We start from the raw sequence: 14,912 nt of genomic DNA on the forward strand, positions 1-14,912 counted from the left end.
GGCGCGAGGCGAAGCATGGCAAAGGCAGCATGGCAAAGGCAGCGCGGCCGTTCGTCGCGGCCGCCTAGACCTTGAAGCGCGAGACGCCGCTGCGCAGGTCGTTGGCGACCAGCGTCAGCTCGTCGATGGCCTGGCCTGACTGGCGCAGCGATTCGACCGTCTGCTGGGCGGCTTCCGACAGCTGCATCAGCGCCTGGTTGATCTGCTCGGCGCCGCCGGCCTGCGCCTGCATGCCCTCGCTGACCATCACCACGCGCGGCGCCAGCGATTGCACCTGCGCGATGATCTGCGACAGCTGGTCGCCCACCTGCGTCACCTCCGACATGCCGCGGCGCACTTCCTCCGAGAACTTGTCCATGCCCATCACACCGGCGGCAACGGCCGACTGGATCTCGCGCACCATCTGCTCGATGTCGTAGGTGGCCACCGCGGTCTGGTCGGCCAGGCGGCGGATCTCGGTAGCCACCACCGAGAAGCCGCGGCCGTACTCGCCGGCCTTCTCGGCTTCGATCGCGGCATTGAGCGACAGCAGGTTGGTCTGGTCGGCCACCTTGGCGATGGTGGTCACCACCTGGTTGATATTGCCGGCCTTCTCGTTCAGCGTGGCGAGCTTGCCGTTGACCGAGCCGGCGGCTTCCATCACGTGCTGCATGGTGCCTTCCATGCGCGACAGGCCCACCTGTCCGGTGCCAGCCAGCCCGGCGGCCTGCTCGGCGGCGCTGGACACTTCATGGATGGTGCGCACCAGGTCGCGCGCGGTGGCCGAGATCTCGCGCGAGGTGGCGCCGATCTGCGTGGTGGTGGCGGCGGTCTCGGTGGCGGTGGCCTGCTGCTGGCGCGCGGTGGCGGCGATCTCGTTGACCGAGGTGGTGACCTGGATCGCGGTGCGCTGCGCCTGGCCCACCAGCGAGGTCAGTTCGCCGGTCATCTGGTTGAAGCCTTCCTCGACCTCCTGGAATTCGTCCTTGCGGCGCAGCGCCATGCGCAGGCGCAGGTCGCCGCCGCGGATGCCGGCGAGCAGGCCGACGATCGACTGCATCGGCACGGTGATCGCGCGCAGCAGCAGATAGCCGCACACCACGGCCGCAACCAGCGCGACGACCAGCGCGGCCTGGATGCCGATCTTGGCGGCGTTGACGGCGTCGTCGATGCCGCGCGCGGCGCGCGCATTGACCGCGCTGTTGTCGTCGACCAGGTGCTGGGCCGCCTTGCGCGCGGCGATCCAGCGATCATGCACGTTGCCGCGCAGCGCCGCTATCGCGGCCGCGCCGTTCCAGTCGCCGGGCTGGGCCAGCACCTGTGCGGCCTGTTCATACTGGGCGCGCAAGTCGCGGTAGGCCTGGAAGGCGACGCGGTCCTCGCTGCGCGTGATCGAGGCCTCGTACTGCTGCTCCAGCTTGTCCAGGCGCGTGACCGCATCCTGGCCCTGCTGCTGGAAACTGCGACGCTCGGCGTCGTTCGAGGCATTGATGGTCTGCCAGGCAAGCACGTAGCGTTCGCCCCAGACACCGCGAATGCCGGTGCTGTAGTTCAGCCCCGGCAGCGCGTCACGCAGCATCAGCGAGGTTTCGCGCTCGATCGCGTTCATCCGTGTATAGGCGACCACGCCCATCAAGGCCATGACCAGCAGGATCATGGAAAAGCTGGCCAGGATTCGGTTGCGGATGGTCCAAGCGTTCACGGTGAAGGTCCCGGTCATGTTCTTGTTCAGGGAGGAGCAGCGGCTACGGAGCGCAAGCGCCTCGGAGCGCCATTGCCCGCATCGCTGCGTCAAGGGCGGCTATCCGGCGGCGTGGCGGCCGGCACGCCCCGGGAGCGCGGTAGGGTACTGTAAGCCGGACGCCGATTCAACGCGCACGGCGCGCCGGACTCGCCAGCGTTGCGCCGCCGCATTGGGGTTACGGCAGCCGGCGGGAACTTCTTGATTTTTTCCAAGTTTTCGTCACACTTGCTAAATTGCTAGCGGGTAACAATGTCGACAATTACAGATGGGGCAGGGATGGTGGCCAAGTCCGGCGCGAAGGCGGCTGGCGCCTCGCCAGGCTCGGATCTCGATCCGCTGACCGGCGTTGACAATCGCCAGGGTTTTCTGAAGCGGCTGGAGGCGCGCCTGCAGGCTGAGGCGGTGCCCCGCTGCGCATTGCTGCTGATCGGCATTGACGATTTCCGTGCCTTCAACGATATGCACGGGCATGCCGAGGGCGACGTCATCCTGCAGCGTGTGTCCCGGCGCCTGCGCGATGCATCGCCGCGCGATGCCGCCATCGGGCGCGTCGGCAGCGATGAGTTCGGCGTGCTGCTGCCTTCCATTTCCGATCCCACGCTGGTCCGGCATGTCGGCGCGGCGATCCTGTCAATGCTGTCTTCCCCGCATGAGCACGCCGGGCACCGCCACCATGTGCTGGCCAGCATTGGCGCATGCGTGGTCCCCGCCGCCGGCGAACTGGGCTCCGACGTACTGGCCGCCGCCAGCCTGGCGCTGGCCCGTGCCAAGCACGACGGCGGCCGCACCATCCGCTTCTTCAAGCCGCAGATGCGCTCGGACGTGACCACGCGCCTGTCGCTGGTCCAGGCCCTGCACGAAGCCTACGCGCAGCGCCAGTTCGAGCTGCTGTACCAGCCGCAGGTGGACCTGCGCGACGGCCGCATCCGCGGCGCCGAGGCGCTGATGCGCTGGCGTCATCCGACCCGCGGCCTGGTCGTGCCGGCACTGTTTATCGATGCGCTGGCTGCCAGCAGCATTGCCAGCGACGTCGGGATGTGGCTGCTGCAGACAGCGTGCGCGCAGGCGCGCGCGTGGTCGCTGGCGTTCCCTCAGCCGCCGCGCGTCGCCATCAACCTGTTTGCCGCGCAGCTGTCCGAAAGCCGTCTTCTGACCGAGGTGCGCCACGTGCTGCGCGCGCTGGAGCTGGCGCCGGATTGCCTGGAGATCGAGATTACCGAGACCATCGCGCTGCAGCAGGGCGACGAAGTTTCGGATCAGTTGCAGGCGCTGCGCCGCGACGGCGTGACGTTGACTTGCGACGATTTCGGCACCGGCTATGCGTCGCTGAGCTTCCTCAAGTCGTTCCCGGTGGACCGGCTCAAGATCGACCAGTCCTTTATCCGCAATGTCACCCAGGATCCGGTCGACGCCGCGATCGTCCGCTCGGTGATCAACGTGGGCAAGAGCCTGCACATTGGCGTAGTCGCCGAGGGTGTAGAGACCACCGAGCAGCGCGACTTCCTGCTGGCCAACGACTGCCACGAGGCCCAGGGCTACCTGTACGGGCGGCCGATGCCGGCCGACCGGCTGACCGAACTGCTGCGCCAGCAGCAAGGCGGCTAGCCGCCGACCGGCCGCGCGCGCCGGCCGGACTGCCCAAGAGTTGTTTCCACCTTTGACGGCTGCCGCGCCCTTGCGCACCCCCTGGCAAGCGCCATCTGCCCGCCTGCCCGCTCCGCGCCTGCCTCGTGCCCGTCCGCACCGCGCGCGCCCTTGCCGCATGGCGAAATACAAGCTTACAAAGTGCGACGGCCCGGCCATGCCGCCACCGCTCCCGGCAATGTATTGTGACAATAGGATGGCGCGCCGCCATTGGCTTTCCCCCTTGAGTCCATGCCCGATTCCGTTCAGCTCCACGATTCCCGCCCGACTGCCGGCCAGCGCCGGCTCGCCCTGACCGCGCTCGCTGCCGCGGCGGCCCTGGCGGTGGCGGCTGCTGCACTGGCCCAGGTGCCGGCACCCGGCCAGCCTTACCTGGACGCGCCCACGGCCGACGCCCCGGTCGCGCAGGCGGACCCGTCCGCCCGCATCGCCACGCTGACCGTGGTCGAAGGCAACCTGAGCTTCGCGCCGGCAGGCTCGGACCAGTGGGCCGCCACCGGCCTGAACCGCCCGGTCACAACCGGCGACCGGCTGTGGATGGATGCCGGCGGCCGCGCCGAGCTGCATGCCGGCACCGTCGCCATGCGCATGGGCGGCGCCACCGCGGCCAGCATCCTGAACCTGGACGACGACACCACGCAGGTCAAGCTGACGCAGGGCACGCTGCAGGTGCGCGTGCGCGCGCTGCCGCAGGACCAGACCGTCGAGATCGATACCCCCAACCTGGCCTTCGTGCCGCGCGAGCCGGGCGACTACCGGCTCGACGTGGCCCCGGACGGCAGCACCACCACGGTGACGATGCGGCATGGCAGTGCCGTGGTCTATGGCGACAGCCGCTCGATCGAACTGCAGCGCGGCGACCGCATGCGCTTTGCCGGCACCGACCTGGCTGACGCCGGCGGCGGCCCCGTTGCCGAAGACAGCTTCGACCGCTGGACCGCGGCACGCGACGCGCGCGAAGACGCGTCGCCGTCGGCGCGCTACTTGCCGCGCGAAATGCCCGGCTACGCGGCGCTGGACGACTACGGTGACTGGCAGGAAGAACCCGCCTATGGCGCGGTCTGGTTCCCGCGTGTCGTCAGCGCCGGCTGGGCACCCTACAGCGTCGGCCACTGGGCGTGGATCGCGCCGTGGGGCTGGACCTGGGTCGACGATGCCCCATGGGGCTTCGCCCCGTCGCACTATGGGCGCTGGGCCTATGTGGGTACGCGCTGGGGCTGGGTGCCGGGCCCGCGTGTGCGGCCGTGCTACTCGCCGGCGGTGGTCGCCTTTGTCGGTGGTGGTGGCGGCGGCCACGGCTGGAGCAGCGTGCACGTGGGGGGCGGTCCCGGCGTGGCGTGGTACCCGCTGGGGCCGCGCGATGCCTACCGGCCGGCGTACCGCGCCAGTCCAAGCTATGTCGCGCGCATCAACCGCGTCACCGTCAACAACTTCGTGATGGGCGACCGGGGACGGCCCGCGCCGTATGCCAACCGCAACGTGCCTGGCGCGATCACCGGCATGCCGGCGCGCAATTTCGTCGAGGGACGTCCGGTGCGTGGCATGCACCGCGCCGAATGGCGCAACCTGCCGGCCGGCGAGGCACGCGGTGGCCCGCCGGTGGCGCCGGTCAAAAGCAGCCTTGTCGGCGCCGCGCCGGTGCGGCAACTGCCACCGCAGGCGCGCCCGGGCTTCGAGCGCCAGGCCATCGCGGCGCACCCGCCGGGACGGCCGGCCACCGATGACCTGGCTCGACGCTTCGCCCGCGAGGGCGGTGTCGTCCCCGGCGCGGGTCCGGCATGGCGCGGCGGCTCGGAGCAGCGGCCGGGGCGCCAGGGGCGCGCGGCGCAGCCCATCCCAGACGTGCGCATGAGCCAGGCAGCACTGGCTGCGCGCGAGCAGCAGCCACGCGCCGGTCGCCCAGACCCGGCCCAGGGCCCGGACGGCTGGCGTGGCAATGGCCGTGGGCAGAGTTCGCGTCCTGACGACGGACGCGGCTTTGCCGGCCAGCCCGATGCGCAACGCCAGGCGCAGGCCATGCAGCGCGAACAGCAACAGGCGCGCGAACTGCAGCGGCAGCAACAGGAATCGATGGAGCGCCACCAGCAGGAGCAGCTGCGCCAGTGGCAAGGCCAGCCGGGCCGCGAACAACAGCAGGCGCGCGAACTGCAGCGGCAGCAACAGGAGGCGATGGAGCGCCGCCAGCAGGAGCAGCAGCGCCAGTGGCAAGGCCAGCCCGGCCGCGAACAGCAGCAGGCGCGCGAACTGCAGCGCCAGCAGCAGGAAGCGATGGACCGTCGCCAGCAGGAACAGTCGCGCCAGTGGCAAGGCCAGCCGGGCCGCGAACAGCAGCAGGCGCGCGAACTGCAGCGACAGCAGCAGGAAGCGATGGAGCGTCGCCAGGAGGAACAGCAGCGCGCGCAGCAACGCCAGTGGGCAGACGGGCAGAATCGCCCCGATCCGGCGCGGCAGTCGCAGGAAATGCAGCGCCAGCGTTTCGAGCAACAACGGCAGATGCAGGAGGCGCAACAGCGCCAGGCCCAGGACGCCCAGCAGCGCCAGATGCAGGAAGGCCGCCAGCGCCAGGCGAACGACGCGCAGCGCCAGCAGATGGACCAGCAGCGTCAGGCCCAGGACGCCCAGCGCCAGCAGATGGACCAGCAGCGCCAGGCCGCCGAGCAGCAGCGTCAGCAGGGGGAGCGCCAGCGCCAGATGGCCGAGCAGCAGCGGCAGGGGCAGGAGATGCAGCGCCAGCGCTTCGAGCAGCAACGTCAGATGCAAGAGGCACAGCAGCGCCAGGCGCAGGAAGCCCAGCAGCGGCAGGCGCAGGCCGCCCAGCGTCAGCAGATGGAACAGCAGCGTCAGATGCAGGAACAGCACCGGCAGGCGCAGGAACAACAACGGCAGATGCAGGAGCAGCAACGCCAGCAGGCCATGCAGCGCCAGCAGGCAGAGCAGCAGCAACGCGCCGCGCAGGCGCAGCAGCGGCAGATGCAGGAGCAGCAGCGGGCCATGCAGGAGCAGCAGCGCCACCAGCAGGAACAGCAGCGGCAGATGCAGGACCGCCAGCGCCAGCAGATGGAGCAGCAGCGCCAGCAACAGCAGCGCGCCCAGCACGACCGTGGGCAGATGGAGGCACGTAACCGCGACGGCGACGGGCGTCAGTAACGGCGATGCCCCCGATCCCCCCGATTGGTCGGCGCGCCGTGCTAGCATGAACGCCAGCCCAGCAGCGCCCCCATCGCCCCATGACCACCCTCTACGCGACACTAGGCGTGCAGTCCGACGCCACCCTTGACGAGATCAAGCAGGCGTACCGGCGCGCCGCAATGAAATGGCACCCGGACCGAAACCTCGGCCGCGAGGCCGAGGCGCACGCGGCCTTCCAGGAAATCCGCGACGCCTACGCGATCCTGTCCGACACCGAACAGCGCCAGATCTACGACGAAGTATTCGAGCGCGAGATGCGCCGCTGGCAGGCGGAGCAGGAAGCACAGGAAGAGCAGGAGCGCGCCGCGCAGCGCGAGGCCCAGCTCGCTGCGCAAGAACAGTACGAAAAGATGGTCACCATCGCCATGCGCTTTGCCGATGACGGCAACAACCGCGATGTCCTGTATGGCGTGCTGCTCGGCCGGGATTGCGAGGCGGAGCTGGCGGCTCGCATTGCCGACAGCGTTTCGGCCTTGCAGGCATCGCGGCAGGCAAGCGCGGCCGCCGCGCAAGCGCCCGAATCGATGGCAGCAGCGGCGTCAGGCCACGACACCCCGGAGCGCCACAGGCGCCATCCCGGCGCCTTCGATTCGTTCTGGCACGGCTTGTTCGGCGTTCGCTCGTAGCAGCGCGCCGACGGGCATCATGGGATCCAGCCAGGCATTGCCGACGCCTGCCGGATCCAGCTCCCGAGTTGTTCCTCGTCGATGTCGTCCTGCTCGTGGATATCGAGATAACGGGTGTCCGGATCCTTGGACTCGCCGGGCGGCAGGGGCTTCAGCGCCGCGCCGCGGAAGAACGCCACCTTGATGTACTTCGTGAAGCAATGGAAGCTGAGGAACCAGCCCTGGCCCTCGACGCCATAGAACGGCGAGTTCCAGCGCACCGCCTTGCGCGCCTCGGGTACCTGGCGCATGACCAGCGCGTCGAGGCGGCGGCCGACATCGCTTTTCCAGCCCGGCATGGCGGCGATGTAGGCCTGCACCGGCGCCTCGCCGTCACCCTTGGGAATCTGGGGATTACCGCCCGAGAGCAGGCGGGGCTTTCCGTCGCTGTCCCTGGCAGCGGCCTTGCTTGCGGCGTTTGCCGGCTTCCTTGGTGTCTGGCTGGCCATCGGCTTCCCCCCGACTGAGACGCGTAAGCCGAATCCTATTGGTTGGCCGCCTAAAGAAAAAGCCCCGCAGGCTGCACGGCCCGCAGGACTTTTCCGGCGCGGCTGACCAGCTTGCCTGGTCAGCTCACTTGGCTAACTTACTTGGCCAACTTACTTGGCCAGCTCGGACAGGCGCACCTGCGAGATCTTGCCGTTCTGCACCCAGCCCACCACGGTATCTGCCATCGAGCCACCCTTGGCGTCGATGCCATCGACTTCATTGGGATTGACCTCCTTGGCCAGCCCCTTCACCGCGTCGGGCATCTTCGCACGGATCGCCGTGGCATCGCTGGTGGTGCCCGCCAGCTTCATGGCGCCGGCCAGCGCATAAACCATGGTGTAGTTCAGCGACATCTCGGTGGTCGCATCGCGACCGTCATGCAACTTCTTGTACTTGGCATTGAACGCTTGCGCCGCCGGGCGGTTGTCGTTGACCAGCGGCAGCACGCCGATCGAGCCCTCCAGCATCGACAGCCCGTTGGTGACCTTGGCCATCTCGTCCATCTTGGCCTGGTCCATCACGATAAAGCCGCCCTTGAAGCCCAGTTCGCGCGCCTGCTTGACCACCAGCGCGGTCGGCTCGGACGGGCCGCCGACGAACATCACGTCCGGCTTCTCGCTGATGGCGCGCGACACGCCGCTATAGAAGTCGGTGGCCTTGGTGTACGACATCGGGTTGTTGGCGACCACCTTGCCGCCGGCCGATTCCCAGGCCGGCACGAAGGCCTGCACCCAGGCCTTGGCATAGTCGTGATCCGCCGGCGTCAGCGCCACGTTCTTGCCATAGCGCTTCATCTGTGCCTTGATGAACGGCTCGATATAGCCGGTGTAGGCCGGCGGGATGCGGATGGTCAGCTTGTTGCCTGCATCGGTGATGCGCGGCACGCTGGAATAGGCCATCACCAGGAATTTTTCCTGCTCGTTGAAGGCCTGCAGCGCAAAGATGCCGCCCGAATGCGGCACGAAGACCGCCGCGGTCTTGTGCTGCTGCACCAGCCGGCGGCCGTTGATGGCGGCTTCGGCGGGCGAGTACTTGTCGTCCAGGGCCACCACTTCCAGCTTGACCTTCTTGCCCTTGACTTCCAGTCCGGAGGCGTTGATTTCATCCACCGCCATCTGCACGCCCGACAGCACGTTCTTGCCATACAGCGCGGCGCCGCCGGACAACGGGCCGGTATAGCCGATCTTGACGACTTCCTGCGCCAGCGCGGCGCCAGAAGCCAGCATCGCGGCCACGGCGGTGGCGGCCAGCGGGAAGATACGGCTCATGATGTTGTTTTGCATTGCTATGTCTCCTGAATGTACTGCGCTTGTCAGTTGCGGTTGTCTTCAATGACCCCTCTGTTTTCTCCCCTCTCCCGCTTGCGGGAGAGGGGCAGGGGGAGAGGGCAGGCGGTGGTTATGCCAACGCATTCACTTCGTCTGACATGCCGGCCCTCTCCCCAACCCTCTCCCGCAAGCGGGAGAGGGAGCAAAACCTACCCGCCGATATACGCCTTCCGAATCCCCTCATCCCTCAGCAACGTATCCCTGTCCCCCTCCATCACGATCTTCCCGCTCTCGATCACATACGCGCGATGGGCGATTCCCAGCGCCGCGTAGGCGTTCTGCTCCGCTAGCAGCACCGTGGTCCCCGCGCGGTTGATGCGCTGGATGATCTCGAACATCTGCTTGACGACCAGCGGCGCCAGCCCCAGCGACGGCTCGTCCAGCAGCAGCGCGCGCGGCCGGCTCATCAGCGCGCGTCCCAGCGCCACCATCTGCTGCTGCCCGCCGGACAGCGAGCCCGCGGGGTCGTTCTTCTTTTGCCGCAGGATCGGGAAAAGGTCATAGACTTCCTCCAGCGTCTTGCGGATGCCGGCGCCATCGCGCCGATGCACATACGCACCCAGCACCAGGTTCTTCTCCACGCTCATCGCCGGGAACAGCTTGCGGCCCTCCGGGCAATGCACCAGCCCCGCCTGCACGATCTGCGAGGGCTTCATGCCCGACAACTCGCGCCCGTCGAAGCGCATGCTGCCGCCGCCGATGCGGTGGATCGCGCTCATCGCCAGAAAGATCGAACTCTTGCCGGCACCGTTGGCGCCCAGCAGCACCACCAGCTCGCCGGCTCCGGCATGCAGCGTGATGTTGTCGAGGGCACGGAAGCTGCCGTACGACAGCGAGACGCGTTCAAGCTGCAACATGGTCGGCTCCCAGGTAGGCCTCGATGACATGCGGATCCTGCTGGATCTGCGCAGGCGTGCCTTCGGCGATCTTCTCGCCGTAGTTCAGCACCATGATCTTGTCGGCCAGCCGCATGATCATGTCCATCTTGTGTTCGATCAGGCAGACGGTCTTGCCATGGCGCACCATCTTGCGGATCAGCTCCGCCAGGCCGACGGTTTCTTCCGGATTCACGCCGCCCGCCGGCTCATCGAGCAGCAGCAGCTCCGGGTCCGTCGCCAGCGCCAGCGCGAAGGCCACGCGCTTGCGCGCTTCCTGCGTGATATCGGCGGCGATTTCATGCGCCAGGTGCGACAGGCCGACGAAGTCGAGCGCGGCTTCGGCCTTGTCGCGGCACAGGCGCTCTTCCTCGCGCAGCCGGCGCGTGTTGAACAGCACGTCGCCCAGCCCGGAGCGCGTGCGCAGCCGGTGGCCCACGATCAGGTTGTCCAGCACCGTGGCGCGGTCGAACAGCGCGGTCGCCTGGAAGGTACGCGCGACGCCGAGGCGCGCGATCTGGTCGGCGCGCAGGCCGGCAACGTCCTGGCCCTTGAACAGGATCTGCCCGGAGGAGGGCGCATGCGTGCCCGCGACCAGGTTGAAGAAGGTGGTCTTGCCGGCGCCGTTGGGTCCGATGATGGCGTTGATGTGGCCCTGCTCGAAGGTCACCGACACATCGTGCACCGCGGTCAGGCCGCCGAATTTCTTGGTCAGGTTGCGGATCTCAAGCATGGTCGGCTCCGGCGCGGGTGGTCGGGACAGCGTTATTGCCGGCAGCCGCCGGTTGCATGGGCTTGCCGCGGCGTGCGGCGGCGGCCTTGCGCGCCTGCTTCTTCAGGTAAGAACCCACGATGCCGTCCGGCACGAAGATGATCAGCAGGATCAGCACCGGGCCGAACACCAGCATGCGGTAGTCCTGCATGAACTGCAGCGACTGCGTGATCCACGGCACCAGCACCGCGCCCAGCAGCGGCCCGAAGAGGGTGCCGATGCCGCCCACCAGCATCGACATCACCATGTCGAAGGTCAGGTCGGTGCGGGCAATGTCCGGTCCCAGGAAGCGCACCTGGCCGGCATACAGCGCGCCGGCAAAGCCCGCATAGCCCACCGACAGCACGAACGACACCACCTTGGTGCGCATCAGGTTGATGCCCAGCGCTTCTGCCAGCGCATCGCTGTTGCGCACGGCCATGAAGCTGCGGCCGAGCAGCGAGGTGACGATCCGGTGCATCAGGAACGTGCCCACCGCCAGGAAGAACAGCACCAGGTAGTACTGCGCCTGCACGCTGTCGAACGCGAGCGGTCCGATCGCCGCCGGTACCGGGATGCCGATCAGCCCCACGGTGCCGTGCGTCAGGCTTTCCCATTTCTCGATCACCAGGTAGATGATGTAGCCGATGCACATGGTGAAGATCGAGAAGTAATGGCCCTTCAGCCGCAGCGACACTACGCCGACCACATAACCCAGCGCCATGCATACCACGCCGGCCAGCATGAAGGCGAGCCAGAACGGCACCTGGTGATCCACGGTCAGGATGCCCAGCGTGTAGGCGCCGATCGCCATGAAGCCGCCGTGCGCGAGGTTCAGCTGGCCGGTGTAGCCGGTGATCAGGTTGAGCCCGAGCGTGGCGATGGCGTAGATGAAGGCCAGCGTCATCACGGTCAGGTAGTAGCTGTTGGGCGTGACCAGCGGGAACGCGATGGCCAGGGCCAGCAGCAGGATCCAGCCGGTCTTTCCTTGCAGTGCTTTCATGTCGTGCTCCTCAGGCTGCCTTGCCGGCAAACAGGCCCTGCGGCCGGATCGACAGGATCACCACCAGCAGCACGAAGGCGATGATGTCCTTGTAGTCGGTGGAAACGTAGAAGCCGCCGAAGCTCTCGGCCATGCCGATGATCAGCCCGCCGACGATGGCGCCGGGGATGCTGCCCATGCCACCCAGGATGATGATGACGAAGGCCTTGGTGATCACCAGGTTGCCCATGCTCGGGTAGACCAGGTTGATCGGCGCGTACAGCGTGGCGGCGATCGCGGCCAGTGCGCCGGAGATGGCAAAGACCAGCAGTGTGACGCGCGTCGCATCGATGCCGACCAGTGCGGCGCCGTCGCGGTTCTGCGCCATCGCCATGATGGTGGCGCCGGTCATGGTGCGCGTGAGGAACAGGTGCAGCAGCACCATCAGCGCAAACGCGGCGCCAATGATCAGCAGGCGCTGCAACGGCGCGGTCAGGCCGAAGATATCGACGATCTGTCCGTACGGCGTCGGCATGCGATGGAAATCCGCGCCCCACAGCGCCTGCGCGCCGGCCTCCAGGAACAGCAGGATGCCGATGGCCGCGATCATGTCGTGCAGCTCGGGCGAGTTGCGCAGCGGATGGAACACCAGCCGGTCGGCCAGCATCGACAGCACCGCCACCACCAGCGCGGCGCCGACCATCGCCAGCCAGTAGTTCACGCCCAGCGCCGTCATCAGGTAGTACGACACATAGGCGCCGGCCATGTAGAACGCGCCGTGCGCGAAATTGGGCACGTGCAGGATGCCGTAGACCAAAGTCAGGCCGAGCGCCACCAGGCTGTAGACGCCGCCCAGCGTCAAGCCGTTGAGTATCTGTTGAAAAAACAATGCCACGGGGTTACCTCATGCGGTTCGCGAATCGGAAATCCAGGCACGCGCTGACAAGGCGCCGCGCGTGATCCCTCGCGGCAGCGCCGGGCGCTGCCACGCAAGAATTCGGGGCGTGTGGATCAGGTGCGCGGAGTGCGCGCCGGATAGCGGGTGCCAGCGCCTGGCTGGCGGGGGGCGGTCGGCGTGGCCGGGATCGCGCCGTGACGGACACGGGGCGGAGGCGCGGACTCGAAGTGCGGATACTGCATGGGCTGTCTCCTGTGCGATGCGGCAACTTGGCCGCCCGGCTAGCCGGGCGCCGCTGTGCCGTCGGCGGCAGCGAAAGCCCGGTGACGAAGTGTCGGGAGTATTCCCGCACGGTCGTTCGTTTTCACCGACTTTTGCATAGGCTTCGCGGCATCGTCAAGGAAACCGGTTGGGAATTCCGCACAGCGAAATAGCGGCAATCGAGACCTTCGGGAAAGCCCCAATCGGTACGGCCTAGCAAAGCGTCGCCCCTGGAACCGGCTTGGGCTCTCGAAGTGGCCAGGAGCGGCATCGAGGGGGAGGGACCGCAGTCAACGCCACGCACTTCCCACCTGGATGTAGAACGCGTTCTGCCCTTTGCTGTGTGCCACGTCGATGCCCATCGAGATGCCGAGCTTGCGTGCGATCATGTACCGAAAGCCCGCTCCCACGCTGTAGACGTTGCTGGCGTCGTCGAAGCTGTTCCAGCGTCCATAGGCCTTGCCCACGCCGGTAAAGCCCAGTAGCGACCAGCGTGGCGTCACGTCCCATCGCAACTCTGCCTCCGCCATCACGGCATTGCGGTCCTGGTAACGACCTTTCTGCACGCCACGGAGGTCGACGTACGGCTGCACGTAGAACGGCACATCGCCGGCGGAGAATCGCGTATCGGCGCGCAGACCGAGAATCAGCGTGCGTGCAACCGGCAACCAGGTGTAGCCGCGCGCGTTGTACATCTCGAAGCTCTGCGTACTGCCCAGCCAGTTCCTGGCAAAGCGCGCCTCCAGTTCGGCATAACTGCCGTGACTGGGAAAGAACATGTTACTGCGCGAGTCGTAGTCCACCACGAGGCTCGCCATGCCAATGCGGGTGTCCTTCTCAAAGTTTGGCAGTTCACTGGCGCTGCTGCCTGGCTTGAATGTGGCTGTGGAATCGAAGAACACGTAGCGCGGGCCGATGTACCATCGGCTGTCGCCGATCTGTACCAGGAATTGCTGGATCAGTGCGGTGCCATTCAACTCATAGGCGCGTGGCTGGTTCAGCAGGCCGTAGTAGTCGAGATGCGCGTCGATCTTGGCAATAGCGCCAAGGTAGCGGTAGCGGTCACCGCCCCAGGTATGGAAATGCGCCGCCGCAGCGCCCCAGGTTCCGTTCTCCGTATACATGCCGCCAACCATCGTGATGTTCGGCGGCGCCATCCGGGAGCCGCTGGCCTTGGCCCTGGCCGCTGCATCTCCCATCGATTCAGAAAAGAACATCAGGCCGAGCCCGAAGCCATATCCCACCGCCGGCTCGGTGATGATGGTCGGCACCGGTAGCGCACCGCGGTGATTCAGCAGAAAGTCGCTGGCATCGAGCATGCCATCTTCAGGATCGAAAAAGCGAACTGGCTCCTTCCCGGCTGAGCGATCCGCGGTGAGCTTGGTGTTTCCATTGCCAACAGCCTGGGTTGCTGCTTCGGTATTGACCTCAGCCATCGCCGAATTGACCAGCAGCAAGCTCGCCGTCGCAAGTGCCACCAACCATCGTGATCGCGCGTCACCGCATGTCGTCGCCACCATAGGTGCCTATCGTCGTCTGCAGGAACCGTAAACCCAGCTACCCGCTGGCGGCTTCGTCAGGTAATGCGCCCTCGGTTGCCTCGGCAGGCGCCGCTGCCATGATAAGGGCAACAGCCGCCATGGCCGTGGACGCCAGGATCGGTCGATGTATCGTTCTTGCGTGTATGGATGCCACGTGAGCGCTCCCGTTCGTCTGCACCGATTTGGTACATGCAGGACGGTGACTGCCATTCGGCTCCGGACCCTGGCCGCGGCCTGCGGCGTCGTGACATTTTCGCGCGCACGCGTTACCTCGAGAAGTAAAGATTTTTTCTGGTCGTCTTAGAAATTTTCGGCCAGGGTCTGGCTTTTGCCTCTCCCTTCTTGAACGCACCAAACTCCCGGAGGAAAATAATCGGATAACTATTCGGGGTTGCCGCATTATTGGTCCCAAGCAAACCTTTCCAACGATTTCAGCTTCTTTTCCGAACTTGACCAGATCGTCCAGGAAGAACCTGAGAATTCGTACGGCGCGGACATGATGGGCATCTTTAATGCCATCGGACTGGTCAAGGGCCAGCCCTTTGCGCCCGATCCGCGGATGAAGA

Annotated in this window: 11 protein-coding genes; 3 read left to right on the top strand and 8 right to left on the bottom strand. The window is 66.8% G+C overall.

All coding sequences use genetic code 11. From position 1 onward, the window contains the following. Nucleotides 1-64: 64 nt before the first annotated feature. On the bottom strand, nt 65-1,699 hold the full coding sequence (locus ACIP1U_RS16590) for a methyl-accepting chemotaxis protein (protein ID WP_400316756.1): 1,635 nt from the start codon (nt 1,697-1,699) through the stop codon (nt 65-67). A gap of 300 nt (nt 1,700-1,999) precedes the next feature. On the opposite strand from ACIP1U_RS16590, the gene ACIP1U_RS16595 reads away from it, so the two are divergent. The 3 genes from ACIP1U_RS16595 (at nt 2,000) to ACIP1U_RS16605 (ending at nt 7,182) form a co-directional block, all read left to right on the top strand. Further along, nucleotides 2,000-3,328, top strand: coding sequence for a putative bifunctional diguanylate cyclase/phosphodiesterase (locus ACIP1U_RS16595; RefSeq protein ID WP_400317018.1), 1,329 nt, complete (start codon nt 2,000-2,002; stop codon nt 3,326-3,328). Between the two features lie 270 nt (nt 3,329-3,598). Next, on the top strand, nt 3,599-6,514 hold the full coding sequence (locus ACIP1U_RS16600; protein WP_400316758.1) for a DUF6600 domain-containing protein: 2,916 nt from the start codon (nt 3,599-3,601) through the stop codon (nt 6,512-6,514). Between the two features lie 80 nt (nt 6,515-6,594). Then, complete coding sequence (locus ACIP1U_RS16605; RefSeq protein WP_400316760.1) at nt 6,595-7,182, top strand: J domain-containing protein; 588 nt, start codon at nt 6,595-6,597, stop codon at nt 7,180-7,182. A 17-nt stretch (nt 7,183-7,199) separates the two neighbouring features. Here ACIP1U_RS16605 and ACIP1U_RS16610 read toward each other — a convergent pair whose 3' ends face one another. The 7 genes from ACIP1U_RS16610 to ACIP1U_RS16640 form a co-directional block, all read right to left on the bottom strand. Further along, nucleotides 7,200-7,670, bottom strand: coding sequence for a DUF1801 domain-containing protein (locus ACIP1U_RS16610; RefSeq protein WP_400316762.1), 471 nt, complete (start codon nt 7,668-7,670; stop codon nt 7,200-7,202). Between the two features lie 150 nt (nt 7,671-7,820). Beyond that, nucleotides 7,821-8,993 (bottom strand): ABC transporter substrate-binding protein, encoded by a 1,173-nt coding sequence (locus ACIP1U_RS16615; RefSeq protein ID WP_400316764.1) that lies wholly within the window; start codon nt 8,991-8,993, stop codon nt 7,821-7,823. Between the two features lie 194 nt (nt 8,994-9,187). Then, on the bottom strand, nt 9,188-9,895 hold the full coding sequence (locus tag ACIP1U_RS16620; RefSeq protein WP_400316766.1) for an ABC transporter ATP-binding protein: 708 nt from the start codon (nt 9,893-9,895) through the stop codon (nt 9,188-9,190). After that, on the bottom strand, nt 9,882-10,646 hold the full coding sequence (locus ACIP1U_RS16625) for an ABC transporter ATP-binding protein (protein ID WP_400316768.1): 765 nt from the start codon (nt 10,644-10,646) through the stop codon (nt 9,882-9,884). The genes ACIP1U_RS16620 and ACIP1U_RS16625 overlap by 14 nt, the downstream gene beginning before the upstream one ends. After that, nucleotides 10,639-11,667: a branched-chain amino acid ABC transporter permease gene (locus tag ACIP1U_RS16630; protein ID WP_400316770.1), complete on the bottom strand. Its 1,029-nt coding sequence runs from the start codon at nt 11,665-11,667 to the stop codon at nt 10,639-10,641. Before ACIP1U_RS16630 ends, ACIP1U_RS16625 begins: the two co-directional genes overlap by 8 nt. A 10-nt stretch (nt 11,668-11,677) precedes the next feature. Next, nucleotides 11,678-12,541, bottom strand: coding sequence for a branched-chain amino acid ABC transporter permease (locus ACIP1U_RS16635; RefSeq protein ID WP_400316771.1), 864 nt, complete (start codon nt 12,539-12,541; stop codon nt 11,678-11,680). 554 nt (nt 12,542-13,095) lie between these two features. Continuing rightward, complete coding sequence (locus tag ACIP1U_RS16640; RefSeq protein WP_400316773.1) at nt 13,096-14,262, bottom strand: BamA/TamA family outer membrane protein; 1,167 nt, start codon at nt 14,260-14,262, stop codon at nt 13,096-13,098. Between the last annotated feature and the right edge of the window lie 650 nt (nt 14,263-14,912).

Source organism: Cupriavidus sp. NPDC089707 (assembly GCF_044748965.1).
In the GTDB taxonomy this organism is placed as follows: Bacteria; Pseudomonadota; Gammaproteobacteria; order Burkholderiales; family Burkholderiaceae; genus Cupriavidus.

What these genes read in the sequence shown, in the direction of transcription:
- ACIP1U_RS16620 (WP_400316766.1), bottom strand. Translation starts at nt 9,895, where the DNA reads ATGTTGCAGCTTGAACGCGTCTCGCTGTCGTACGGCAGCTTCCGTGCC.
- ACIP1U_RS16625 (WP_400316768.1), bottom strand. Translation starts at nt 10,646, where the DNA reads ATGCTTGAGATCCGCAACCTGACCAAGAAATTCGGCGGCCTGACCGCG.
- ACIP1U_RS16615 (WP_400316764.1), bottom strand. Translation starts at nt 8,993, where the DNA reads ATGCAAAACAACATCATGAGCCGTATCTTCCCGCTGGCCGCCACCGCC.
- ACIP1U_RS16590 (WP_400316756.1), bottom strand. Translation starts at nt 1,699, where the DNA reads ATGACCGGGACCTTCACCGTGAACGCTTGGACCATCCGCAACCGAATC.
- ACIP1U_RS16630 (WP_400316770.1), bottom strand. Translation starts at nt 11,667, where the DNA reads ATGAAAGCACTGCAAGGAAAGACCGGCTGGATCCTGCTGCTGGCCCTG.
- ACIP1U_RS16610 (WP_400316762.1), bottom strand. Translation starts at nt 7,670, where the DNA reads ATGGCCAGCCAGACACCAAGGAAGCCGGCAAACGCCGCAAGCAAGGCC.
- ACIP1U_RS16595 (WP_400317018.1), top strand. Translation starts at nt 2,000, where the DNA reads ATGGTGGCCAAGTCCGGCGCGAAGGCGGCTGGCGCCTCGCCAGGCTCG.
- ACIP1U_RS16600 (WP_400316758.1), top strand. Translation starts at nt 3,599, where the DNA reads ATGCCCGATTCCGTTCAGCTCCACGATTCCCGCCCGACTGCCGGCCAG.
- ACIP1U_RS16605 (WP_400316760.1), top strand. Translation starts at nt 6,595, where the DNA reads ATGACCACCCTCTACGCGACACTAGGCGTGCAGTCCGACGCCACCCTT.